We start from the raw sequence: 26,758 nt of genomic DNA on the forward strand, positions 1-26,758 counted from the left end.
CAACTATTGATTTACATTATGAAAATAAATATTCGTATAAAAAAATATCATCATTTTCTTGCCCTTTCAAGTTTGTTCATGCTGCTCGGCATCCTAAAATCGCAAGCAGCGATACAACTCCCTGCCATCTTTTCCAACCACATGGTGTTGCAACGTAACTCAGAACTTACTTTCTGGGGATGGGGTATTCCGGGAGAAACAATTTCCATCGCCCCCGAATGGATGAAAGGGGAAATAATCAAGACCCAAGTCAATAATACGGGGAAATGGTCGGCTCGTGTACCTTCTGACGAAGCGGGCGGACCTTATGAGATTCGTTTCAGCGGCTCGTCAGAAGTAACCTTGACCGATGTCATGCTAGGCGAAGTTTGGCTGTGCAGCGGACAATCCAATATGGAATGGAGCGCCAACCATGGCATAAAAAATGGAGACGAGGAAGTGGAAAATGCCCATTGCCCTAATCTTCGAATTTTTCACATGCCCAAGATTGCAGCTCCGTTTCCTCAAGAAAACTGTTTCTCACAATGGACACATTGTACACCTGAAACAATGCGTAACACGAGTGCCATAGCCTACTTCTTCGGTCGTAACATTCAAGAAGAACTGGACGTACCGGTAGGGATCATCGTAGCCGCATGGGGCGGAACTACTGCCGAGACATGGACTCCGCGCGAATACGTAATGAGCGACCCTATCCTGTCCGACTATCCGTATGAATCCAATCCTTGGTTTCCGGCTGAAACAGGCACGTTGTACAACAGCATGATTTATCCTGTGATGCCCTACGGCATTGCCGGATGCATCTGGTATCAGGGAGAAGCCAACCAAGGCCGTGCCAGCTCCTACGCCCGGGTGATGCAGCGGCTGATAGGCTCGTGGCGTACCGGATTTAACAAGGAATTCCCATTCTATCTGGTCCAGATAGCCCCCTTCCAATACCACTCCAAAGACAACGGACCGGCACTGCTACGCGAGCAGCAGGCCATGTTGCCCGAAATGCTGGACAAGGTCAAGATGATTACCGTGTCAGATTTGGTGGACAATGTGCAGGACATCCATCCACGTGACAAAAGAAGCGTAGGCAAACGTCTCGCCAATCTTGCACTGGACGATACATACCATATATATGCAGGCCCCTATAAAAGCCCGGTCTTTGAAAGCGCCTGCCGCAAAGGCAACCATGTGACAATCTCTTTCAAAGACATAAAGAACGGACTGACCGTACACGGGAAAAGGATAGAGGGGCTGATGATGGCCGCAGCCGGCCAGGAATGGCAAGAGGCCCGGGCCAGGATAGACGGGGGAAAGCTGATTGTCCCGGTAAAAGGAATCGAAAGCCCGGTTTCCATTCGCTACTGCTTCAGTGACGCTGCTCAAGGCAACCTTTTTTCAACGGAAGGCATCCCCTTAGCCCCCTTCCGGGCAGACAGCATTGCCTCTTCTGAAAACATTCCGGTTTCTACAGACAGCGCTTTGGCAGAATCTTTTGAATTCTCGCCCAAGTTCTCTACCGGCAATGCCAATCCCCTTCTCGACTTCCAATACATGGCCGACCCCACAGCAGTGGTGCACGACGGCCGCATTTATGTGTACGGCACTAACGACCACCAGCAATATGATGTAGTGGGCCGTAACGGGAAAAACACCTATCAGCACATCCATTCGCTGACGATGGTCTCTTCTGACGACATGGTGAACTGGACTTATCACGGAGTAATCAATGTAAAGGCTCTGGCTCCCTGGGGAATGGCTTCGTGGGCACCTTCCATCGCTTCGCGCAAGGAGGCCGACGGCAAAACACACTTCTATCTGTACTACTCCAACAGCGGTTCCGGTGTAGGTATGCTGACCGCCACTTCCCCCGTGGGGCCCTGGACAGACCCATTGGGCAAATGCGTGGTAGACGGCAATACTCCAGGACTCGGCAAGTGTAAAGCTCCCTTCGATCCGGGAGTAGTCATCGACGACAAGGGCATCGGCTGGCTCTCCTTTGGCGGGGGCGACAGCGACGACTACATTCCCGGAGACGCACGCATCGTGCGGCTGGCAAATGACATGAAGACGCTGGACAGCGAAATAGTTGAAATAAAAGCGCCATACCACTTTGAAGCAAACGAACTGAACTATCTGAACGGCACTTGGATTTACACCTACAACACCAACTGGAAGAACCGGGATGCATGGCCCCACAAGGATATAGACAAGCCGAGCCGGTGCTGCATGAGCTACATGACGAGTCGCACGCCACTTGAGACAGACAGCTGGACCTATCGGGACAACTACTTCAAAAATCCCGGCGACTATGGCATGTCCGACAGCAACAACCATACACATCTGGTAAAATTTCAAGGGAAGTACTATCTCTTCTACCACTCACTGGGCTTGCAGGACAGCCGCGACCTCAAAGTGGGCGTCCGCAGTATCTGCGTGGAAGAAATAGAGGTGGACGAAAAGGACCTCACTATCCACATGGGCACAGCCACAGCCAAGGGCGTTTCACAAATCAAGCCTCTCGACCCGTTTGCGCAGCAACAGGCCGAGACCACAGCCGCCACACGCGGCGTTGCCTTTGAACCGACCGGACAAACAGGCAACATGTCTGCCGTAGGAAACAAGAGCGGACAGGCCATCTGTGTCCGCGGTGCGGAATTCCCGCAATCACCTCAAGCCATACAGATGAAGATAAAAGGGAAAGGCTCCATCGAAATACACATGGACAGTCCAGACGGTCCGCTCCTATCCACCTTGACCTTTGATACCGATACGTGGCAAACATTGACAAAGCCGTTGGACAAACGGATAAAAGGCAAACACGACATTTACTTCGTATTCGGGAACGGAAAGTTCTTATTTGACGAATGGAAATTCACAAAATAATGAATCCGTCGGCAGAATCTGCCCAGTATCTCTTCACCCTTGTGATGATATCGCTGCACAATTCGAGCCAACACACAACAAGCCAGCAAGTTACTTTGCCAGCGTTTTGCCACCATATTGGCAAAGTTTTGCCATGCCTTTGGCAAAACCTTGCCAACTTGTCGGCAAGAAAGACAAAAGCAACATCGCTGTCCGCAAAGAGGCGGAAGCACGTCCTCAATATAATTCCGCTAACGGGAAAGAGACAGATTAGTTCCATTAACGGGCAGAAGTTTTAAAAAATGGGAAGGATTTGGCACAATAGTTCTGCGCAAATTCTCATTTATCGAACAAAAATTGTATTTTTGCCTGCGACTGAAAAATCAGTAATATCATAGAATAGACAATTCCCGAACAAATATGAGCGAAGATTTTGAAGCACCGAAAGATGATTTGGACAAGGAACTCCCGGCCGGGAGCGAAGAACACTCGGATTACAAACCTGCGGACGCAAAGGATGCCAATATAAAGCACCAACTGAGCGGCATGTACCAGAATTGGTTTCTGGACTACGCCTCATACGTTATATTGGAACGTGCCGTACCCCATATCATGGATGGTCTGAAACCCGTACAGCGGCGTATCCTCCACTCCATGCGCCGCATGGAAGACGGGCGCTACAACAAGGTGGCGAACATCGTGGGACACACCATGCAGTTCCATCCTCACGGTGATGCTTCTATCGGCGATGCTCTGGTACAACTGGGACAAAAGGACTTGCTCGTGGATTGCCAGGGAAACTGGGGTAACATTCTGACGGGTGACAGCGCCGCTGCCCCCCGTTATATCGAAGCACGTCTCTCCAAGTTCGCACTGGACGTGGTATTCAACCCCAAGACCACCGAATGGAAACTCTCTTATGACGGGCGAAACAAAGAACCGGTTACACTACCGGTAAAATTCCCACTGCTGCTTGCACAAGGTGTGGAAGGTATTGCCGTAGGCCTGTCATCCAAAATATTACCACATAACTTCAATGAGCTGTGCGATGCTTCCATCAGCTATCTGCACAACGAAGAATTCAAGCTGTACCCCGACTTCCAGACGGGAGGCAGTATCGATGTATCCAAATACAACGACGGTGAACGTGGCGGTGCGATACGCGTGCGCTCCAAAATAGAAAAGATAGACAACAAGACACTTGCCATTAAGGAAATTCCTTACGGGAAAACGGTGGCCAGTGTATGCGACTCCATCGTAAAGGCCAGCGAAAAAGGAAAAATCAAGATACGTAAGGTAGAGGACCTGACATCCGGCAGTGTGGAAATATTAGTGCATCTAGCCCCGGGTGTATCATCCGACAAGACCATCGATGCCCTCTATGCCTTCACCGACTGTGAAGTGAGCATCTCTCCCAATTGCTGTGTCATCGACGACCAAAAGCCCCACTTCCTCACCGTGAGTGATGTATTGCGCAAATCAGTCGACAACACATTGGCACTGCTACGCCAGGAACTGGAAATCCGTAAGGGAGAGATACTGGAAAGCCTGCATTTCGCTTCACTCGAAAAGATATTCATTGAAGAACGTATTTACAAGGATAAGGAGTTTGAACAAGCCAAAAACATGGATGCCGCCTGCGAACATATCGATGAGCGCCTGACTCCCTACTACCCGACTTTCATCCGCGAAGTGACCAAGGAAGACATCCTCCGGCTGATGGAGATAAAGATGGCACGTATCCTCAAGTTCAACTCCGACAAGGCAGAGGAACTGATAGCACGCATGAAGAAGGACATAGAGGAGATAGACCGCCATCTGGCAAACATCGTGGAATATACCGTCGACTGGTTCCGTATGCTGAAAGACAAGTACGGCAAAGGCTTCCCCCGCCACACGGAACTGCGTAACTTCGACACCATCGAGGCAACCAAAGTCATCGAAGCCAACGAAAAGCTGTACATCAACCGCGAAGAGGGGTTCATCGGAACTGGATTGAAGAAAGACGAATTCATAGGCAACTGCTCGCCCATAGATGACGTGATTATCTTCTTCCGCGATGGAAAATATATCATTACCCCAGTGGCCGACAAGAAGTTCGTAGGCAAGAATATACTTTATGCCAACATTTTCAAGAAGAACGACAAACGTACCATCTACAATGTCTGCTACCGTGACGGTAAGGAGGGGACAAGCTATATCAAGCGTTTTGCCGTCACTTCCGTGGTGCGTGACCGCGAATACGATGTGACGCAGGGCACCCCCGACTCCCGTATCACCTACTTCACCGCCAACCCCAACGGCGAAGCCGAAATCATCAAGGTAACCCTGAAACCCAATCCCCGCGTACGCCGCATCATCTTCGAGGAGGATTTCAGCAATATCAATATCAAGGGACGGCAGGCCATGGGAAATATACTCACGAAACTCCCCGTACACAAGATAGCCTTGAAACAGCGCGGAGGCTCCACCCTGGGCGGACGGAAAGTCTGGTTCGACCGTGACGTGCTGCGCCTCAACTACGACGGTCGCGGAGAATATCTCGGAGAATTCCAGAGCGAAGACACCATCCTTGTCGTACAGAACAGCGGAGAGTTCTATGCCACCAACTTCGACCTGAACAATCACTATGACGACGGCATACGCGTATTGGAGAAATACGATCCGAACAAAGTATGGACCGCCGTACTCTACGATGCCGACCAGCAGAACTATCCTTACATCAAGCGTTTCTGCTTCGAAGTAACCGCCCGCAAGCAAAACTATTTAGGAGAAAACAAGAACAGCAGCCTCATTCTGCTGACAGACGAGTGCTACCCACGTTTAGAAGTGGTGTTTGGCGGTCACGACAATTTCCGAGAGCCGATGGTGGTGGAAGCCGACGAATTCATCGCCGTGAAAGGCTTCAAAGCAAAAGGCAAGCGCCTAACCACCTATACTATAGAAACCATCAACGAACTGGAGCCTACCCGTCAACCGGAACCCTCGCAGGAAACCGAAGAGCAGGAAACGGATGAAGAACCGGAAATTCTGGACCCCGACCACGGTAAAAGTGAAGGGGACATACTGGACGAGCTGACAGGACAGATGAAGCTGTTTTGATGAAGAATGAGAATGAAGGATTAGGGATTGGCTGACGATTACTAATTTGTAATTGAGAATTTAATATGTACGTATACAAGATAATAATCCTATGCGGACTGCTCTTGGGAAGTGCCGGACTGAAAGCACAAGAAGCACAATGCAGCATCGACCGGGAGCTACGGGCTGACTCCACCAACCGCAACCGTATCATCACTCGTGCCACCATGTATGGTATCGGCTTCACCAACGTGTTCGACACTTATCTTTCACCTCAGGAGTACAAGGGAATCGATTTCCGTATCTCCCGCGAAAGCATGCGGATGACACGGTTGATGGGCGGCAACGTATCTCTGCAAACTTTCTTCCAGGCAGACTTGGGATACACACACAATAAAGTAGACAATAACAATACATTCTCCGGACTGGCCAACTGGAACTACGGCCTGCATTATAATTTTCCAATCACGGGCAATTTCAAACTGCTTGCCGGAGGAGTCGGCGACTTCAACGGTGGCTTTGTCTATAATCTGCGCAACGGAAACAACCCCGCCCAAGCACGTGCCTATATCAACCTTGCCGCATCGGGAATGGCTATTTGGGACTTACGCATCAAGAACCGTCCCATCACACTACGCTATCAGGTGAATCTTCCTTTGGCAGGTATCATGTTCATGCCCAACTATGGACAGTCCTACTACGAGATATTTACGTTGGGACATTGGGACGGAGTAGTGAACTTCACCTCCCTGCACAACCAGCCCTCTCTGAGACAAATGCTGACCGCCGACTTTCCGGTGGGACGTGCCCGGATGCGTTTTGCTTACATATGGGACGCACAACAGTCCAAAGTAAACGAAATAAAGACACATACTTACTCGCACGTATTCATGGTGGGGTTCGTAAAGGAACTCTATCTGTTTCCTAACAAGAGAAAGTAAAAAGTGACAAGGTGATAAATGATAAGACGATAAGGATAATGTGCATGAAAAGAATATATATCTTAATAATTTGGAGTGCCCTACTCATGTTACTGCCCCTATTGAACGGATGTATTCGTGAGGAAGAGGTTAACAATACCCCACAAGGCAATTTCGAAGCCTTGTGGAAAATAATAGACGAACAGTACTGTTTCCTGGACTACAAGCAAATAGATTGGAATGCCATTCATGACAAGTACCAACCGCTCATCACCCCGGGAATGAGCTACGACGGTCTATTTGAAATATTAGGTAACATGCTTGCCGAGTTGAAAGACGGACATGTCAACTTGTACTCTTCTTCCAACATGGCACGCTACTGGGACTGGTATCTGGATTATCCCCGTAACTTCAACGAAAGTATCATTGAAAAGTACCTGGGAAGAGACTACCGCATTGCCGGAGGCGCCAAATATACCATCTTGGAGGACAACATAGGATATATCTATTACGGTGATTTCTCCAGCGGCATCGGAAACGGCAACCTGGATGAGATTCTGTTATACCTTTCCGCTTGCAATGGCCTGATAATCGACGTGCGCAACAACGGTGGCGGCAACTTGACAAACGCCACCCGAATGGTACAACGTTTCACGAATAAAAAAGTACTGACGGGATATATTCAGCACAAAACTGGCAAAGGCCATAGCGATTTTTCAGATCCGACTCCCATTTATGTAGAACCTTCCAACAGTATCCGCTGGCAAAAAAAGGTAATTGTCCTGACAAACCGTCATTCCTATAGTGCAACCAATGATTTTGTCAATTCCATGCGCTGTTTTCCCAATGTCACCTTGGTTGGTGATAAAACCGGCGGAGGGTCGGGCCTGCCATTCTCTTCGGAACTGCCCAACGGATGGGGAGTACGCTTTTCTGCCAGCCCGCACCTCGATGCCCAAAAACAGCATATCGAGTTCGGCATCGACCCAGACAAAAAGGTGGATATGAGCAAAGAAGATGAGAACAATGACCTGGATACCATCATTGAGGAAGCAAGAAAAATGCTGAAAGTGACTTCCTAAAACGACTTTATCTAAAAAACAATTTGCCAAAACGAAAATTCTTTCTATCTTTGCCACCGCTAATCGGAATTATTCCGCGGATGTGGCGTAATTGGCAGCCGCGCCAGACTTAGGATCTGGTGCCGTGAGGCGTGTAGGTTCGAGTCCTATCATCCGCACAATCCCTATAATAATTTTCAAAAGACAAACAACTAAGAGGGGAGGATATTCATTAAGAAGCATCCTCCCTAACCGCTTCAAGTACCTTTTTTATCTCATCAAAACACAATATTTAGAATACTTATTGTATCTTTGCTTCCAAGAAACACTTCGATTAACCTAAAAAATGAAACAAAATACGATAAGACCGATGCTTTTCAAGCGTTGGGTAGTGTGCCTTTTATTGTTTATTCTCTTCATCCAGGCCAGGGCTTCTTCCTTCATGCCCGCCGTCACCAACTATCTTGCCAAAGACTATGAAGCCGGTTATCAGAACTGGGCATGTGCGCAAGGTAGCAACGGCGAAATGTTTTTCGGCAACAGCCAAGGACTCCTGGTATATGACGGTTATCGCTGGACACTACACAAAGTACCGGGAAACCATATTGTACGTTCAGTATACGTCAAGGAAGATCGCATCTATGTGGGGGCATTCGAGGAATTCGGCTATTTCAAGTATTCGGAGGCAGGCACTCTCCGGTACCATTCTTTGAGCAAATTCCTGAAGAATTTCCCCATGGAGAACAACGAGATATGGAACATTGTAGAGCTGGACGGCCGCATCTACTTCCAGTCGTTCAGCGCATGGTTCTCCTACGACGGGAAAATGGTACGCGCTTTCCGCAACAGACAACAACAGCCGCTCTACTTCTACAACCAAAACGGACATATCTACACACAAATGATTGATGAAGGCTTCTATGAATTCGACGGCAAGGAGTTCCATCACCTCTTTCCCCGCAGCAAAGTGAACGATGACAATGTAGTGGCATTACTGCCCGACGGAAACAACAGCTTCCTGATGGTCACGGAGAACAACGGACTGTTCCGCTACACGGGTGACATCACCCCCTGGAAAACAGACATTGATGCAGAGCTGAAGAAACAGCGGGTGAACCGCGCCGTCATGACCAATGACTCCATATTCATGATAGGTACAGTCCTAAACGGCATATACGCCATCGACCGCAAAGGACATTGCCTCTGGCACTTCAATCTGGATAACCGTTTGGACAACAACACAGTCCTGGGACTGTTCTGTGACAAAGACAACAACGTATGGGCAGCATTGGACGACGGCATCGCATACATCCACCACAACTCCCCCGTCATGCTACTGACCCCTGCCAACCATGAAACCAAGCTGGGTATGGTGTACGACATAGCCCACCGGGGTGACTGTTTCTATCTGGCCACCAACCAGGGCTTGTACGAATACCACCAGATTACCGGAAATATGCGTTTGCTTCCCCATAGCGAAGGACAGAACTGGTATGTAAAGGACATTGACGGGCAACTCTTTGCAGGTAACAATGCCCATACCTTATTAATAGGCGAAAAAGGGAACGTTTCCGTCATAAGCAATACCAACAGCAGTACGTGTCTGATTAAGTGCACCCTCTATGGCGAAGAGATACTGTTGGAATCATCCTACGCCAATTTGCGTATCTATAAAAAGAAGAACGGTCAATGGACCTTTTCGCATGTCGTAGACGGCTTCATTGCACCGGTCATGCACTTGGAGGTTGACCAAAGCGGTGTCATCTGGGCTTCACACATGTATCAGGGAGTCTATAAAATAGTCTTGAGCGATGACTTGTCGGCTGTAAAAAGCGTACGGCACATCTCCCATTTAGGCTCGGAATATATCATCGGCCCTATCCAAGTAATGAAAATGCGGGGACGTATCGTCTTTTCCAGTCCCAATGGCTTCTATACCTATGACGACATCACCCGGCAGATTATCCCCTTCCAAAAGCTGAATACCATTCTGCCTTACATCAGGAATGCCCATTCTGTGGTATCCGTCACGAACGACCGCTTCTGGCTGTCCGGTTCACATGAGTACGCACTGGTAGAGTACGCGGAAGGAGAGTACATCGTGAAACAACGCATTCTCATCGAACTGTTTGATTCTCCATGTATAGAGAACTACAACAATGTGTTCGTTGACAATGACGTTGTCTATTTTAATCTAAATAACGGAATCGCCAGTTACAGCAAAAACACAGACAGCCTCAGTCCAACGTTGGAGTCCGCCCTATCACTGAGCTCTGTCATTTGCTCTTCTTCAGATAAAAAGGAGAAACGCCTGCCTCTGCAGGGAAATGTCGAACTGGAAAGCAATTACCGGGATTTGCTGTTCTCGGTAAGCCTGCCGCATTACAATAAATTGTCCGTACATTTCCATTATGTCCTGCAAGGAGGACAAGGCATGGCTCTGACATCAGACCTAAAAGAGCCCGAAATCCGCTACGGTAGCCTGGATTACGGAGAATACACATTCCAAGCAGAAGCCTATAATGATTTGGGACAGAAAATCGGTGAAGTGGAATATCATTTCGCCATAGCCCGTCCTTTCTACCTCACCTATTATGCTTTTGCACTCTATCTTATAGTTCTCATTGCACTTCTCTACTTCTTCTCCAAGTGGCGCGCCAACCGTGCCATGGAAAAGAAACGGAAAGAGTACGAAGCTGAGCAGATGCAGCAGAACATCAAGATGCGTGAGCAGGAACATCTGATAACTCTACAGCAGCAACAATTGCTGGAAGCCGAGCTGTCAGCAAAGAGTAAAGACCTTGCCAGCATGGCGCTGGGTGTATTTGCCAAGAACGAAATCTTGGAGAAACTTCGTGCTGCCGTGCAAGAATTCCTGGTAAAAGGGCAATATGGACGCAAGAACCTCGAATCTCTGCTGAAGCTCATCAACGAAAACATCGAGACACAAGAGTTCTGGGACGTATTCCAGAACAATTTCGACCTAATTCATGAGAAATTCTTCCGCAACCTGCGCGAACGTTATCCCAGCCTTACCGCCACCGATCTGCGTTTTTGCGCACTGCTGCGCCTAAACCTTTCTACGAAAGACATTGCGCAAATGACCAACCTTACCATCCGGGGAGTGGAGGCAGCACGCTACCGTCTGCGCAAGAAGCTGGATATCCCCGACGGAACGGGATTAGTAGATTTTCTCATTGACTTGAAATAATACGGCTACAAACCATTCTATCATAATAAACTGATTATTAGAAATAAGATACACTAAAACGTAGTAAAACAGTACCCCTTTTTACTCTAAGCGTATTATCGTGGTAGTGATTTTTTTTGCCTTACTTGCCGTTATTACTTTCTTTGCCGGCAGAATTATTAACTCTTAAATTTAGTTATGAGAAGGCAAACATTATTTCTTCTATTCATGATTTTGTTCTCGTTGCCACTGACAGTTTTGGCACAAGGAACAAAGACAGTTAAAGGAACTGTTGTTGACCAGAACAATGAACCGATCATCGGAGCCACGGTTGTAGTAAAAGGCTCTACTATTGGAGCAGCTACCGACCTCGACGGTAACTATGTACTTAACGGTGTCCCTGAAGAGGCAACACTTGTGTTTAACTATCTAGGCATGTTGCCGCAGGAAATAAGTGCTGCGGGACAATCCGTTGTCAATGTAAGGCTGCGGGAAGATACGCAACTGCTGGATGAAGTCGTTGTCATCGGTTACGGTTCAGCCAAAGCGAAAGACTTGACAGCTCCGATTGATGTCGTTAAAGAAAAAGAATTAGTTAATGTTCCGACCTCCTCTCCAATGGCAGCATTGCAGGGAAAGGTACCAGGCGTTAACATCATCAATTCGGGAACACCGGGCGACGGCCCCAAAGTTACTATCCGCGGTATGGGTTCTTTTGGCGATACCTCTCCTCTCTATGTAGTAGATGGAATGTTCTACGATGACATCAACTTCCTGAACAACTCTGACATTCAGGACATGACCATTCTGAAAGATGCATCTGCATCAGCCATCTACGGTGTTCGTGCCGCCAACGGCGTTGTAATCATTACTACCAAACGTGGTGCACGCAATCAGGATGCCAAAGTAACCTACAATGGCTACGTAGGTATCCAGAAAGCAACCAACCTGCTGGAAATGTGTAACTCCCACGAATATGCCACCATGTTGATGGAAGCGGACGCTGCTTCTTACGGGCACATCTTCGAAAAGTCTATCGAGACCTTCGGAGGTGACCTCAATGCCCTGAAGTTCAATGCAGACACCAATTGGTATGACGAGCTATTACGTACAGCCATGATGACCAACCACAGCCTCAATGTATCCGGCGGTACGGAAAAGGCCACTTATTCTGCCGGTATGAGCTACTTGTCACAAGACGGTATCATGGATGTTGACAACTACTACCGCCGTCTCAACTTCCGCGCTGCATTGGATTTCGATGCACGCAGCTGGTTGAAGCTCGGATTCAACGGTGTATTCAGCAGCTCACAGCAGCAACTGCCCAAGAATGCAGCTTGGCAACAGGCATTCAACACTCCGTCCATCATCCCCGTGTTCGACAATACCCGCGATGACACCATCTTCCCCGACAAGTATGCGTCACCCGAACAGGTGGGTCTGGGTTCCAACTTCAAGAACCCCGTTGCCACAGCCAACTATTACGACAACCGTAATGATGTCTATCAGGTGTTGAGCAACTTCTACGCACAGCTCAACCTCCTCCCCAACAAGCTGAATGTACGTACGAGCTACAGCTACGACTATCGTGCTATCCGTGGTACAGACTTCACACCGACCTATTACATCGGCACTCACCAGCAACAGGCCACTACCAGCCTGACCAAAAAGAATACCGACTATAACAAATGGGTATGGGACAACGTGGCCACTTATACCGACAAGTGGGGGCAGCACTCCTTCACCGGCATGCTGGGTGTATCCATGCGTCAGGAACAGATGAAGTCACTGGAAGGTACAGCTACCAATGTTCCCGAAGGTGAGGATGTCTGGAAATATATATCCTTGGGTAACAAGGAAGGCGCTACCGTAAAAGATGACGGCTGGAAATACCGCGGTCTCTCCTACTTCACACGTTTGAACTATAACTACGCTGACAAGTACATGTTAATGTTTACTTTCCGTGCCGACGGCTCTTCCAAATACAACGACAAATGGGGTTACTTCCCCTCTGTCGGTGCCGCATGGGTCATCTCTCAAGAACCGTTCATGAAGAATCAAAATATATTCGACTACATGAAACTCCGCGCAAGCTGGGGTAAGCTGGGTAACGACAAGATTGCCGCAAGTGCAGGCTTCGCAAGTATCCAGAACACACAAGCCGTATTGGGAACTGCTCTTGACGGTTTCATCAACTCCACCAACTTCAGCTGGCTGGGTTGGGAAGTCGTAAACGAAACCAACGTAGGTGTCAACTTCTCTACCTTAAACAGCCGTTTGAGTGCCGACATCGACTGGTATTACCGTCTGACTGACAATGCGGTTATCTCTCCGAAACTACCCATGCAAAATGAAACCCTCGCAGGCAACAACGGACAGATTCTGAATAGCGGTATCGACTTCTCACTGAACTGGAACGACAAAATCGGTAAGGATTTCACCTACAACGTAGGCGTCAACCTCTCTTATCTGCACAATGAGGTAAAGAGCCTGAAAGACAACATGACCATCATCAAGGGTGGCAAGACCGTAAACATGGTAGGCGAGAAAATGAACTCTTATTATGGTTTCAAAGTTATCGGTATCTACCAGACTCCGGAAGAATGTGCCGCCGACCCGATTGCTGTAGCCAATGGCCTCGAACCAGGTGATTTCAAATACCAGGATGTAAATGGAGACCACGTCATCGACGGAAGCGACAAGCAGGTACTAGGTTCTTATATCCCCGATTTCACTTACGGATTCAACCTCGGATTCGCTTATAAGAATTTCGACTTTAACCTGACTACTTACGGACAAGCCGGTGGAGAATTGTGGAACAGAAAACGTGCTTTGCGCTATGCACAATCCGACTACAACTTCGACAAAGCCCAGTACGAAAACCGCTGGACCGGACCGGGTTCCACCAATGAACATCCGTCTGCCAAAGCATTGCTCAAGACTTGGAATACCTCGGACAGCAACAATGCCTCTTATTTTGTAGAAAGCTCCAACTACTTCCGTATCCAAAACATCACGTTGGGCTACTCATTCAAGAATGTTAAGGTTGGCAGCTACGTAATGCCGGGCATCCGCCTCTCTCTGACAGCTGACCGTCCGTTCACAACATTCAAGGCAAACAGCTTCACACCTGAATTGTCGGATGCCGAAGGTTGGGATACAGAAGTATACCCTTTGACTTCGACTTATACTTTCGGAGTGCAGATTGATTTCTAAACTATCCAAAACACTAAAAACATATAACAATGAAATTCATAAAGAAAACATTAGCATATATCCTCCCGGCAATGATGCTGCTGGGTAGTACGACTGCTTGTTCCGATTTCATCAACATCGATCCGGAAAACAAGGTACCGGAACAAAGCGTGGACTTCACCAATACGGGCAACATGTATCAACCCGTTGTCGGCGTGTATTCCAAAGTGCGCACATCAGCCATGCACTGGGCCAATGCACTGATCATGTTCACTCGTGACGGTGACGTATGGTCAGGGCGTACAGATGACCAGGGAGCAGCCGTAGATTTCGGCCGCCACTTCAATTATACGAACTCTTTCTGGGCGCTCAATAATGTTTGGGTCACTTTCTACGAAATTATCCGTACAGCCAACTCAGCCCTGGAGTCCCTTAACGGTTATGCCCAATACCTGACCCCCGGAAGCAACGACTACACTTCGTATGAGACCTATTGCGGAGAAGTACGCACCATTCGTGCATGGGCTTACTATCAGTTGGTTACCAACTTCGGACCTATTGTAATCTACAGAGACAACTACCAGACTGATTTCCGTCGTTCCAATGTAAATTCAGTATATGACTATATGCTGGAGGAGGATTTGAATTACGCAATGGAGAAACTACCCCGTATGCGTCCCAACCAGATGGAGCATAAAGGCGCAGTGACAGCCTTTACCGCCGAAATGCTGGCTGCCAAGATTTACCTCTTGAAGGGAGACTATGCACAAGTTGAAACCTTGACGGACGACATCATCAATAACGGCAACTTCTCTCTATATCCCGACTTCTATAATCTGTTCAAGATTCCAGGAAAGTTGTGTGACGAGTCCTTATTCGAGTGCCAAGTGACCGACTATGGCAACGGCTCAGGAGACTATCTGGGCGTTGACAATTGGTTCCCGTTCCAAGGAACTACCATAACAAGCCCCAACAGTGCCGAACCGAGCTTAGGCGGATGGAACTTCATCGGCTATGAACCAGAGTTCGTGGCATGGGCCGATGCACGCGGCGAAACCGTACGTGCCGAAACCTCCTTCCTGAGAGCCGGACAGAAAACCCGTGAAGGCTGGACAGTCGGTGCAACATCCGGCACCATGACTGACTGCTGGAATGGAAAGGCGTATCTTCCCTACAATCAGATGACCTTACCGCGTACTGACTACGGTGCCAACAACAACGTGCGCATCTTCCGTTATGCAGAAGTGTTACTGATGAACTCCGAAGCCAAGATTCGCCAAGGAAAAGACGGTGACAACGGCTATAATCTGGTTCGTGCACGCGCTGAAATGCCTACCAAAAGCGGTGTCACATTGGATGACGTATTGGATGAACGCCGTATGGAACTTTGCAATGAATGGTGCAACCGTTATGTCGACCTGGTTCGTACCGGAAAGGCAGCTGCAGAACTCGGACCGAAAGGTTGGACTGAAGCCAAGACGTACTGGCCTCTTCCATCCAATCAGCTTGATGATCTTCCCGATCTGAAGCTCGACCCGATTGACTAATTCAAAGCAATCTTTATTCCAAATCCATACCATGATAAGAAAAATCTTAATCAGCTGTGGAATAGCCTTTGCCGCTCTGACGGCAAAGGCAACCACGGATGATTCCATTAAAGTTGTGAAAGGGCAGGTTAGCGACTACTACATTACTGTGACCCAAGACCGTATTGTAAAAGGACACGTATTGGACAGTAACCGACAACCGCTTGAAGGTGCTACAGTCATGTTCTTTGCAAGTCCCATGCACAATACCACTGCCCACGACGGCAGCTTTGCCATCAAAGGAGCGAAGAATGACGTACATCTGTATGTCTACTATCCCGGAAAAAAGATAGTGAACAGAATCCTGGCACTGGATGAAACCCATATTGAGGTGATAATGGAAAATGAGGTACACCAGGCTACCACAATCCGCCGTCCGGCTCAAGCGACCCGATGGTATGACCCGCATGCGCCTCTGTCGCGAACCTTCTGCAATCCGATGAACATCAGTTACAATTTCGAGCCTTTCAACAACAATGTGCGCCCCAATGGTTCGTTCCGTTCCTCCGCCGATCCAATGGCGGTAGAATACAAGGGAGAATACTTTCTGTTCTCCACCAACCAGGGCGGTTTTCACTATTCCAAGAATCTGGTGGATTGGGATTTCGTTCCTGCCAGCTTCCAGCGCAAGCCTACAGATGACGACCAGTGCGCGCCGGCAGCCTATGTAAGCGGTGATACACTGTTCTATACCGGCTCCACTTACGAAGGTCTAGCCGTGTGGTACAGCACACACCCCAAAACGGGACGTTTCAAACGTGCCATCGAAAAGAATGTGCTTCCCACATGGGACCCCTGCATGTTCCTGGACGATGACGGCAGACTATATATGTATTATGGCTCCAGCAATGAATACCCGCTAAAGGCAGTGGAACTGGACCGGAATGATTTCTACCCCATCAGTAAGATTCACGACGTCATGATGCTCCGTCCTGAAGAACACGGCTGGGAACGCTTCGGCATGAACAATGACGACGAAGTCACGCTTCGTCCATTTACAGAGGGTGCTTACATGACTAAGCACAATGGCAAATATTATTTCCAATATGGCGCTCCGGGTACGGAATTCAAGGTATATGCCGACGGCGTATATGTTTCGGATTCCCCACTGGGCCCGTTTGTCTATCAAAAGCATAACCCGATGTGCTACAAGCCGGGAGGATATGTGCAAGGTGCCGGTCACGGAGGCACGTTCCGCGACGTGAAAGGCAATTACTGGCATGTCGCCACCTGCATGCTCTCCCTGAAATATAAGTTCGAACGCCGCATCGGTCTTTATCCTGTGGCTTTCGACAAGGATGGTACCATGTATTCATCCACTGCCTTCGGTGACTACCCCAACTGGGCGGAACCGATGGACATAAAGAATCCGGAAGACCGCTTTACGGGATGGATGCTTTTGTCCTACGGCAAGCCAGTAGAGGTTTCTTCCACAGACAGCATCCACGTAGCTTCCAACCTGACAGACGAAAGTATGCGTACCTACTGGGCAGCACGCTCCGGTAATCCCGGCGAATGGGCTAGGATAGACCTGGGCAGTACAAAGAATATACGTGCCGTGCAATTGAACTTCTACGACCATAAAGCGGTCCAATACAACCGTGCCATGGATATCTATCACCAATACCGTATTTTTGCTTCCGAGGATGGAAAAGAATGGACATTAGTCATAGACAAGAGTGACAGTGACAAGGATTGTCCGCATGACTACATCGAACTCAACGAGCCGTTGCATGCCCGTTATCTGAAATACGAGAATGTACACATGCCTACGGGAAATGTCGCCTTGTCCGGTTTCCGCGTCTTCGGAAACGGTGACGGTGATGTCCCACAAACCATAAAAGGACTGACCGTGAAACGTGACAAGAAAGACCGCCGGAATGCCCTTATCTCCTGGCAACCCGAAGCAAGCGCTTATGGCTACAACATCTACTACGGCACTGCCGAAGGCAAGATGTACAATGCCATCACGGTACTGGGACAGACGGAATATGACTTCCGCGGACTGGATGCAGACACGGACTATTACTTCACTGTCGAAGCGCTGAACGAAAACGGACGCTCGCCATTGTGCAAGACGACAAAAAATTAAACACAAAAAATAAAGATATGAAAAAACCAATAATGATACATGTGCTGGCTTTGTTCCTAATTTCCACACTGGCAAGCTGCGCGTCCTGCTCTTCCGACCTGAAGGAAAGCGGGAAAGAGAACGGAAAAGAAGAAAAGCCCGACATAGAGGAAGTACGTCCCGAATCATTCGCTTCGGATGACGAAATGCTGGATTACATCCAAAAGGTACATTTGAACTACATGTGGGACGGTGCGGAACCGGTTTCCGGACTGGCACCCGAACGCATTCACCTAGACGGAGAATATCCCGAGAAAGACCAGAGCGTCGTCACCATCGGTGGCAGCGGATTCGGTGTTGCCGGTCTGCTGGTAGGTATAGAGCGTGGCTTTATCCCCAGAGCCGAAGGCGTGAAGCGCCTGACCCAAATTGCCGATTATCTGAAACGCGCCGACCGCTTCCACGGCGTATGGCCCCACTGGCTGTACGGTCCGACCGGAGAGGTGAAGCCTTTCGGACAAAAGGACAATGGCGGCGACCTGGTGGAAAGCTGCTTCCTGATGCAAAGCTTGCTTTGCGTGCGCCAATACTTCCGCGACGGTAACGAGCAGGAAAAGAAACTGGCAAAAAAGATTGACCAATTGTGGAAAGAGATGGAGTTCAGCTGGTATCAGAATGGCAAGGATGTCATCTACTGGCACTGGTCTCCCGAATACAATTGGGAAATGAACTTTCCGCTGGAAGGCTACAACGAGGCATTGATTGTGTATGTGCTCGCAGCCTCCTCCCCTACTTATCCCGTTCCAGCTTCGGCCTACCACAACGGTTGGGCACGCGGCGGCGGTATCAAGTCCGACTCTGCCCCCTACGGCCTGCCTTTGGAATTGAAACACAACGGAGCCGAGAAACTGGGCGGCCCCTTATTCTGGGCACAATACTCGTACATCGGTCTGGACCCGCGTAATCTCAGTGACCGCTATGCCAACTACTGGAACGTGGTGCGCAACCATGCCCTCTCCAACTACCGCTACTGCGTGGAGAACCCGAAGAACTTCAAAGGCTACGGCAAGGACTGCTGGGGACTTACAGCCAGCTACTCTACCAAAGGCTATGCAGCCCATTGCCCGGGTGACAATGATCATGGCGTCATCACACCGACGGCAGCCTTGTCCAGCTTCCCCTATACACCGGAGGAATCCATGCGTGCGCTGAAGTATTTCTATTCCAAAGGAGACTGGATTTGGGGCAAGTACGGTTTCTACGATGCCTTCTCCGAAGCAAGCAACTGGACAGTGCCCCGCTATCTGGCCATCGACCAGTGCACCATTGCCCCGATGATCGAGAACTATCGCACCGGATTGTTGTGGAAACTCTTCATGAGCTGTCCCGAAATCCAGGAAGGTCTGCAGAAGCTGGGCTTCCAACAAATCGCATCTAAATAATTTTCTATATAGCATGAAGAAATACTCATTATTAGCAGCCTTGGCTTTCTCTGCCCTCACCGTGACGGCAACGCCCAAAGAAAGCACACCCCAAGGCACTCCGCAGGACATGGACAAGTTCATTACGGAGTTGATGGGCAAAATGACATTGCACGAGAAAATCGGTCAGCTCAATTTGCCGGTGACGGGAAACATCGTTACCGGACAAGCCAAGAGTAGCGACGTTGCCAGTAAAATCCGCAACGGTGAAGTCGGCGGTCTGTTCAACCTGAAAGGTGTGAAAAACATCCGCGAAGTACAGAAACTGGCCGTAGAGAACAGCCGCCTAGGCATCCCCTTGCTGTTCGGTATGGACGTGATTCACGGTTACGAAACAGTATTCCCCATTCCCCTGGCACTCTCGTGTAGCTGGGACATGGAAGCCATAGAGAAATCGGCCCGTATAGCTGCCATCGAATCAAGTGCGGACGGTATCTGCTGGACATTCAGCCCGATGGTAGACATCTGCCGCGATGCCCGTTGGGGACGCGTATCCGAAGGCAACGGTGAAGACCCATTCCTGGGTTCAGCCATTGCACAAGCCATGATTCGCGGCTATCAAGGTAAGGATATGAGTGCCAACAACGAGATAATGGCTTGCGTAAAGCACTTCGCACTGTATGGCGCCGGAGAGGCCGGCCGCGACTACAACACGGTGGATATGAGCCGCAACCGTATGTTCAACGAATACTTCCCTCCCTACAAGGCTGCCATAGAGGCCGGCGTAGGTAGTGCCATGACCTCCTTCAATGAAATTGACGGAGTACCCGCCACTGCCAACCACTGGTTGCTGACCGACGTACTGCGCAACCAATGGGGCTTCGACGGCTTCGTGGTGACAGACTATACAGCCATCTCCGAAATGATAGACCACGGAATCGGCGACCTGCAGGAAGTATCCGCACGTGCCCTGACCGCCGGAACAGACATGGACATGGTAGCCGACGGATTTATCGGCACACTGGAGAAATCCCTGAAAGAAGGCAAAGTGACTGAGGCCGACATTGACAAAGCCTGCCGACGCATCCTAGAAGCCAAATACAAGCTGGGACTGTTTGCCAATCCGTATAAATACTGCGACGTGAAGCGTGCCGAAAAAGAAGTATTCACTCCCGAGCACCGCTCCATTGCCCGCCAGATTGCCACAGAGACATTCGTGCTGCTGAAGAACCAGGACAACCTACTGCCCTTGCAACGCAAAGGCAACATCGCCTTGATTGGCCCACTTGCCAACACCCGTGCCAACATGCCGGGCACTTGGAGTGTGGCAGCCACAGCAGACAAATACAGCACCCTGCTGGAAGGTTTCAAGAATTCTGTCGGCTCCAAGGCCAACATTCTCTATGCACAAGGCAGCAACCTGATGTACGATGCCGACTACCAGACACGCGCCACGATGTTCGGCCGTGAACTGCCCCGTGGCAATGATCAAGAACTGCTGGACGAAGCCCTGAAAGTAGCCGCACAAGCCGATGTCATCGTAGCAGCCCTCGGCGAGTCTTCCGAGATGAGTGGTGAGAGCAGCAGCCGTTCCGAACTGGAAATGCCGGACGCACAGCGCCACCTGCTGGAAGCATTGCTGAAAACGGGCAAGCCCGTAGTATTGGTATTGTTCTCCGGACGTCCCGTAGTGCTGACTTGGGAGAATGAAAATGTTCCCGCCATCCTGAATGTATGGTTCGGAGGTAGTGAAGCTGCCGACGCCATTGCCGACGTAGTGTTCGGAGACGTTTGCCCCAGCGGTAAGCTGACCACCACTTTCCCACAGAATGTGGGCCAGTTGCCTATGGCATACAATCACAAGAATACCGGCCGTCCTCTGAAAGAAGGCAAATGGTTCGAGAAGTTCCGCAGCAACTACCTGGATGTGAGTAACGACCCGTTGTACCCCTTCGGCTATGGCTTGAGCTACACCACCTTCCAATACAGTGACATCACGCTCAGCTCCAAGCAACTGAATGCGGACGGCAAGCTGACCGCTTCCGTAACCGTAACCAATACGGGCAACTACGATGCAGATGAAATCGTACAGCTCTATATCCGCGACCTGGTGGGCAGCATTACCCGCCCCGTGAAAGAGCTGAAAGGCTTCGAGCGCATCCACCTGAAGAAAGGCGAAAGCAAGCAGGTGACCTTCACCATTACCCCCGAATTGCTGAAGTTCTACAACTACGACATACAGTATGTATACGAACCCGGCGAGTTCCACGTAATGATTGGACCCAACAGCCGCGATGTAAAGACTACGAGTTTTGAGTTGAAATAGGTATAGTTTTGCTTTTAGGTAAGAGGGCAGTCCGCAAGAACCGGGCTGCCCTTTTTTAACACCGTCACCAAATCTTTTTTGCATTTTGATTGTTCAGAGGAGAAACTGAATGATTTATCCACTAAAAAATCAATGTAATGAAGAAGAACCTAAACCTTCCCAAGAAGAAAACCGGAAGACTGAGAAACCTGTTTCTGACGGTGTGCCTGCTGGCAAGTACCGCCGCATCGGCGCAGGAGAAAACAGTAACCGGTACCGTGACCGATGCCCTGGGTGACCCGCTGATTGGTGCCACCGTATTGGTGCAGGGAACCTCCAATGGCGTGATTACCGACATAGACGGCCGGTACTCCATCCAGGCCACCCCGGAGAACACATTGGATTTTTCCTATGTAGGCATGGTGAAGCAAGCTGTCAAGGTAGGCAGCCAGTCGGTAATCAACGTCCAGATGAAAGACGACTCGCAGATGCTGGCCGAAACCGTGGTCATCGGTTATGGCAGCGCCAAGAAGCGAGACCTTACGGGCTCCATCACCAACATTAAAGGCGACGAAATCGCCAACAAGCCGGTGGTCAACCCCGTATCCGCACTACAAGGCAAGATTGCCGGCGTGCAGGTGATAAACTCCGGCAAGGCAGGCTCCGACCCGGAAATCCGTGTACGCGGAACAAACTCCATCAACGGCTACAAGCCACTCTATGTCGTGGACGGACTGTTCAACGACAATATCAACTTCCTGAATCCGCAAGACATCGAATCCATGGAGATACTGAAAGACCCGTCGTCGCTCGCCATCTTCGGTGTGCGCGGTGCCAACGGTGTGATTATCATCACCACCAAGAAGGCGAAAGAGGGACAGACACGCATCAATATCAACGGCTCGTTCGGTTTCAAGTCCGTCACCGACAAAATTGCACTGACGGATGCCGAAGGATTCAAACTGCTGTACAACGAACAGTTGAGGAATGAAGGCAACCCGGAATACAACTTCTCGGACTGGACGGGAAACACCAACTGGCAGGATGAAATCTTCCAGACCGGGTTCATCACCAACAACAACATCAGCATCACGGGTGCCTCGGATAAGAACAGCTTCTATCTCGGTGCGGGCTATGCTTACGAACAAGGCAATATCAAGCACGAGAAGTACAGCAAAATCACGCTGAACATCAGCAACGACTATAAAGTGACGGACAACCTCAAGGTAGGTTTCCAATTCAACGGGGCACGCATGCTGCCCGCCGACACGAAGAGTGTGGCTACGGCCCTGCGCGCAGCTCCGGTGGCGCATGTATTCAATTCCGAGTACGGCCTCTACACTTCACTGCCCGGATTCCAGAAGGCACAGATGAACAACCCGATGGTGGACGTGGACCTGAAGGCGAATACCACGAAAGCCGAGAACTACCGTGGCTCGGGCAATGTGTACGGCCAATGGGATTTCCTAAAACACTTCCAGTTCAAGGCCATGTTCTCCCTGGACTATGCCTCGAACAGCACACGGACATACACCCCGGTTATCCAGGTATATGACGCAAGCGTCGAAGGAGACATAGCCACGCTGGGCAACGGAAAGACCGGAGTGTCCCAAGCCAAAGAGACGGAAATGAAGGTACAGAACGACTATCTGCTGACCTACACCAACTCCTGGGGAGACCACAGCGTGACGGCCACAGCCGGTTTCACCACCTACTACAACAAGCTCGAGAATCTGAACGGCGCCCGTACCCAGGGAGTAGGTCTGGTCATCCCGGACAATCCCGACAAATGGTACATCAGCATCGGCGACGCAGCCACCGCCACCAACGGCAGCACGCAGTGGGAACGTTCCACCGTGTCCGTACTGGCACGTATCCTCTACAACTACAAGGGCAAGTACCTGTTCAACGGCTCCTACCGCCGGGACGGCTCTTCCGCCTTTTCCTACACCGGCAACCAATGGCAGAACTTCTACTCCGTCGGCCTGGGCTGGCTGATGAGCGAGGAGGCATGGATGAAGGACATCACCTGGCTGGACATGCTGAAACTGAAAGGTTCATGGGGCACACTGGGCAACCAGAACCTGGATCGTGCCTATCCCGCCGAACCGTTGCTGACGAATGCCTACTCCGCCGTGTTCGGCACCCCGTCCGCCATCTATCCGGGCTACCAGCTTGCCTACCTGCCCAACCCCAAACTGCGCTGGGAGAAGGTGGAAGCCTGGGAAGCCGGTGCAGAAGCCAACTTCCTCCGCAACCGCCTGCACTTTGAAGGCGTGTACTACAAGAAGAAAACCAAAGACCTGCTGGCCGAAGTGCCGGGCATCTCCGGAACCGTACCGGGTATCGGAAACCTCGGCTCCATCGAGAATTCGGGCGTAGAGCTGGCCCTAAGCTGGCGCGACCGGATAGGCGACTGGAACTACAACGTGGGGATGAACCTTGCCACCATCAAGAACAAGGTACTGAGCCTCGTGCAGGAAGGCTATTCCATCATAGCCGGAGACAAGCAGCAGAGCTACACAATGGCCGGATACCCCATCGGCTACTTCTACGGCTACAAGGTGGAAGGTGTCTACCAGACCCAGGAGGAGATTGAGCACTCTCCCAAGAACACACTGGCAACCGTCACCCCGGGCGACCTGAAATTCCGCGACGTGAACGGTGACGGTGAAATCACCACGGCAGACCGTACGATGATTGGTAATCCTACACCCGATGTCACCTACGGCTTCACGCTCGGCCTGGGCTACAAGAACTGGGAGCTGGCAGTAGACATGATGGGACAAGGCGGCAATCAGATTTACCGTACCTGGGACAACTACAACTGGAGCCAGTTCAACTTTATGGAGCAACGCATGGACCGCTGGCACGGTGAAGGGACCAGCAACACCCAGCCGCTTCTGAACACCAAGCATACCATCAACAACCTGAACTCCGAGTATTACATAGAGGACGGCTCGTTCTTCCGCATCCGTAACGTGTCGCTGGCATACAACTTCGACAAGGCGCTGATTTCGAAGATAGGCATGCAGGCGCTGAAGCTCTACGTGAACATACAGAACCTAAAGACGTGGAAGCACAACACCGGATATACCCCGGAACTGGGCGGAAGCGCCATCGCCTTCGGGGTGGACGACGGCAGTTATCCGATGCCGGCGATTTATACGTTCGGATTTAATCTGACGTTCTAAAAGCCTCTCTCCTAAAAAAGAGTAACTTCAAACCTCCCCCGACTCCTTCAAAGGGAACGGGGAATGAAAAATATAAATTTATGAAACTGATAAAATACATATTTACATTGCTGGTGGGTGCAACAGCCCTCTCACTGACATCCTGCAACGACTTCCTGGACCGCGACCCGCTGGGGCAGTTCACGGAAGATGACTCTCCTAACGCCCTTGTAGGCGGGAAGATATTCAACGTCTACTACCTGATGCGCTCGTACGACATCACTGCCGGTATTCCTGCTTTTATGGTGCACATGGTGCGCAGCGAGGACTCCGAGAAAGGCAGTGATGCCGGCGACGGCAGCAACGAGGCCGCCATGTGGGACGACTTCGAATACACTGCCTCCAACGGGCCGCTCAGTGCCTATTGGGGACAGAACTACAAAATCATCTACCAGTGCAACGAAATCCTGGACGACATTGAGAAGAGCGGACACAAGGACGACACCGAAGCCATCCGCAACCGTGGCGAAGCGCTCTTTTTCCGTGCCTGGTGCTACTTCAACCTGGTACGCGCCTTTGGCGAAGTGCCGCTGGTCACCATCAAGGTAGTGGAAGCCTCCGATGCCAACGTGCCCAAGACCACGGCGGAAAAGATATACGAACAGATTGACAAAGACCTGACCGAAGCCGAAGAATGCCTGCCCCTGCGGTGGGACAGCGACTATACGGGACGGCTGACCTGGGGCGCCGCACGCTCCCTGCACGCACGCACCTATATGATGCGGAACGATTGGGACAATATGTACACAGCCTCCACCGAAGTGATAAAGTCGGGCATCTACAACCTGAATACACCGGTCGACAAAGTCTTCACCGTAGAAGGGGAGAATTGCGGTGAGAGCATCTTCGAACTGCAATGCGAAGCCACCGATGCCATGAAAGAGGATACCAGCATCGGCAGCCAGTTCTGCCAGGTGCAAGGGGTGCGCGGAGCCGGCGAGTGGGACCTGGGATGGGGCTGGCACATGGCCACCAAACTGATGGGAGAAGCTTTTGAACCGGGCGACCCGCGCCGGAACGCCACATTGCTCTACTTCCGCCGCAGCACGGACGAGCCCATCACACCGGAGAACACCAACCAGCCTTATGGCGAGTCACCCGTATCCACCGCCATGGGTGCCTACTTCAACAAGAAGGCCTACACGGACCCGACACTGCGCCGCAAGTACACCCGCATGGGTTTCTGGGTAAACATCCGCCTCATCCGCTACCCGGACGTGTTACTGATGGCTGCCGAAGCCGCCAACGAGAAAGGGCTAACGGGCGAAGCCGCCGGGTATCTGGAACAAGTACGCGCCCATGCCCGCGGCACACTGGCAGACGTGCTTCCGAAGGTAGAATCTGCCAGCCAGTCTGTGCTGCGTGACGCTATTCGCCACGAACGCCGCGTAGAGCTGGCACTGGAACCCGACCGCTTCTACGACCTCGTGCGCTGGGGCATTGCCAAAGAAGTGCTGCAAGCTGCCGGAAAGAATTACCAAGACAAGAATGCGCTGCTGCCTCTGCCCCAGACAGAGATAGACAAATCGAACGGAGTACTGGTGCAGAACCCCGACTATTGATACCCGGCCAAAGGAAACAGCCGGCCCAATCAATGGCAAAAGGTCTGTTTCATAACTTACTTGCAATCAAAGCATTGCTACTGCAAAGAGCTGCAAACTTTTTGCAGTGGCACTGCAAAGGTGTTGCAGTAGCACTGCACAACAGTTGCAGTGTCGCTGCAAAGCAGTTGCAGTAGCGCTGCAAACCGTTTGCAGTATCACTGCAGAGAAATTGCAACACCGTTGCAAAGAAGTCATAGCGCTACTGCAATAGAGTGACGGCAATCTAAAAACAATG

12 protein-coding genes and 1 tRNA gene are annotated in these 26,758 nt (G+C 50.4%); all 13 read left to right on the forward strand.

Annotated features, from left to right (window positions below; genetic code table 11):
• Positions 1–18 precede the first annotated feature (18 nt).
• Positions 19–2,877: a family 43 glycosylhydrolase gene (locus tag JXR92_RS02310; protein ID WP_138344651.1), complete on the forward strand. Its 2,859-nt coding sequence runs from the start codon at positions 19–21 to the stop codon at positions 2,875–2,877.
• 399 nt (positions 2,878–3,276) lie between these two features.
• Positions 3,277–5,958 carry a DNA gyrase/topoisomerase IV subunit A gene (locus JXR92_RS02315; RefSeq protein WP_117965649.1) on the forward strand — a complete coding sequence of 894 codons (2,682 nt, stop codon included), beginning with the start codon at positions 3,277–3,279 and terminating at the stop codon, positions 5,956–5,958.
• Between the two features lie 65 nt (positions 5,959–6,023).
• The gene (locus JXR92_RS02320; RefSeq protein ID WP_117965652.1) at positions 6,024–6,878 is read left to right on the forward strand and encodes a DUF3316 domain-containing protein; all 855 of its coding nucleotides are present in this window, start codon (positions 6,024–6,026) and stop codon (positions 6,876–6,878) included.
• A gap of 44 nt (positions 6,879–6,922) precedes the next feature.
• On the forward strand, positions 6,923–7,939 hold the full coding sequence (locus JXR92_RS02325; protein WP_117600232.1) for a S41 family peptidase: 1,017 nt from the start codon (positions 6,923–6,925) through the stop codon (positions 7,937–7,939).
• A 76-nt stretch (positions 7,940–8,015) separates the two neighbouring features.
• A tRNA-Leu gene (locus JXR92_RS02330) sits at positions 8,016–8,097 on the forward strand.
• A 167-nt stretch (positions 8,098–8,264) separates the two neighbouring features.
• The gene (locus tag JXR92_RS02335; protein ID WP_138344652.1) at positions 8,265–11,129 is read left to right on the forward strand and encodes a ligand-binding sensor domain-containing protein; all 2,865 of its coding nucleotides are present in this window, start codon (positions 8,265–8,267) and stop codon (positions 11,127–11,129) included.
• Between the two features lie 177 nt (positions 11,130–11,306).
• Positions 11,307–14,324, forward strand: coding sequence for a SusC/RagA family TonB-linked outer membrane protein (locus JXR92_RS02340; protein ID WP_117600230.1), 3,018 nt, complete (start codon positions 11,307–11,309; stop codon positions 14,322–14,324).
• 29 nt (positions 14,325–14,353) lie between these two features.
• Positions 14,354–15,850 carry a RagB/SusD family nutrient uptake outer membrane protein gene (locus JXR92_RS02345; RefSeq protein WP_117600229.1) on the forward strand — a complete coding sequence of 499 codons (1,497 nt, stop codon included), beginning with the start codon at positions 14,354–14,356 and terminating at the stop codon, positions 15,848–15,850.
• 31 nt (positions 15,851–15,881) lie between these two features.
• Complete coding sequence (locus JXR92_RS02350; RefSeq protein ID WP_138344653.1) at positions 15,882–17,981, forward strand: family 43 glycosylhydrolase; 2,100 nt, start codon at positions 15,882–15,884, stop codon at positions 17,979–17,981.
• A gap of 17 nt (positions 17,982–17,998) precedes the next feature.
• The gene (locus tag JXR92_RS02355; RefSeq protein ID WP_226791246.1) at positions 17,999–19,402 is read left to right on the forward strand and encodes a glucoamylase family protein; all 1,404 of its coding nucleotides are present in this window, start codon (positions 17,999–18,001) and stop codon (positions 19,400–19,402) included.
• 13 nt (positions 19,403–19,415) lie between these two features.
• Positions 19,416–21,707 carry a beta-glucosidase BglX gene (bglX, locus tag JXR92_RS02360; RefSeq protein ID WP_138344654.1) on the forward strand — a complete coding sequence of 764 codons (2,292 nt, stop codon included), beginning with the start codon at positions 19,416–19,418 and terminating at the stop codon, positions 21,705–21,707.
• A gap of 137 nt (positions 21,708–21,844) precedes the next feature.
• Positions 21,845–24,880 (forward strand): SusC/RagA family TonB-linked outer membrane protein, encoded by a 3,036-nt coding sequence (locus JXR92_RS02365; RefSeq protein WP_138344655.1) that lies wholly within the window; start codon positions 21,845–21,847, stop codon positions 24,878–24,880.
• A gap of 80 nt (positions 24,881–24,960) precedes the next feature.
• The gene (locus JXR92_RS02370) at positions 24,961–26,481 is read left to right on the forward strand and encodes a RagB/SusD family nutrient uptake outer membrane protein (RefSeq protein WP_138344656.1); all 1,521 of its coding nucleotides are present in this window, start codon (positions 24,961–24,963) and stop codon (positions 26,479–26,481) included.
• The last annotated feature ends 277 nt before the right edge of the window (positions 26,482–26,758 follow it).

It is taken from the genome of Bacteroides parvus (genome assembly GCF_017309675.2).
In the GTDB taxonomy this organism is placed as follows: domain Bacteria; phylum Bacteroidota; class Bacteroidia; order Bacteroidales; family Bacteroidaceae; genus Bacteroides; species Bacteroides uniformis.

Excerpts from the sequence above, each read along its gene's own strand:
- JXR92_RS02325 (WP_117600232.1), top strand. The coding sequence starts at position 6,923 with ATGAAAAGAATATATATCTTAATAATTTGGAGTGCCCTACTCATGTTA.
- JXR92_RS02365 (WP_138344655.1), top strand. The coding sequence starts at position 21,845 with ATGAAGAAGAACCTAAACCTTCCCAAGAAGAAAACCGGAAGACTGAGA.
- JXR92_RS02335 (WP_138344652.1), top strand. The coding sequence starts at position 8,265 with ATGAAACAAAATACGATAAGACCGATGCTTTTCAAGCGTTGGGTAGTG.
- JXR92_RS02370 (WP_138344656.1), top strand. The coding sequence starts at position 24,961 with ATGAAACTGATAAAATACATATTTACATTGCTGGTGGGTGCAACAGCC.
- bglX (WP_138344654.1), top strand. The coding sequence starts at position 19,416 with ATGAAGAAATACTCATTATTAGCAGCCTTGGCTTTCTCTGCCCTCACC.
- JXR92_RS02320 (WP_117965652.1), top strand. The coding sequence starts at position 6,024 with ATGTACGTATACAAGATAATAATCCTATGCGGACTGCTCTTGGGAAGT.
- JXR92_RS02340 (WP_117600230.1), top strand. The coding sequence starts at position 11,307 with ATGAGAAGGCAAACATTATTTCTTCTATTCATGATTTTGTTCTCGTTG.
- JXR92_RS02350 (WP_138344653.1), top strand. The coding sequence starts at position 15,882 with ATGATAAGAAAAATCTTAATCAGCTGTGGAATAGCCTTTGCCGCTCTG.
- JXR92_RS02355 (WP_226791246.1), top strand. The coding sequence starts at position 17,999 with ATGAAAAAACCAATAATGATACATGTGCTGGCTTTGTTCCTAATTTCC.
- JXR92_RS02345 (WP_117600229.1), top strand. The coding sequence starts at position 14,354 with ATGAAATTCATAAAGAAAACATTAGCATATATCCTCCCGGCAATGATG.
- JXR92_RS02315 (WP_117965649.1), top strand. The coding sequence starts at position 3,277 with ATGAGCGAAGATTTTGAAGCACCGAAAGATGATTTGGACAAGGAACTC.
- JXR92_RS02310 (WP_138344651.1), top strand. The coding sequence starts at position 19 with ATGAAAATAAATATTCGTATAAAAAAATATCATCATTTTCTTGCCCTT.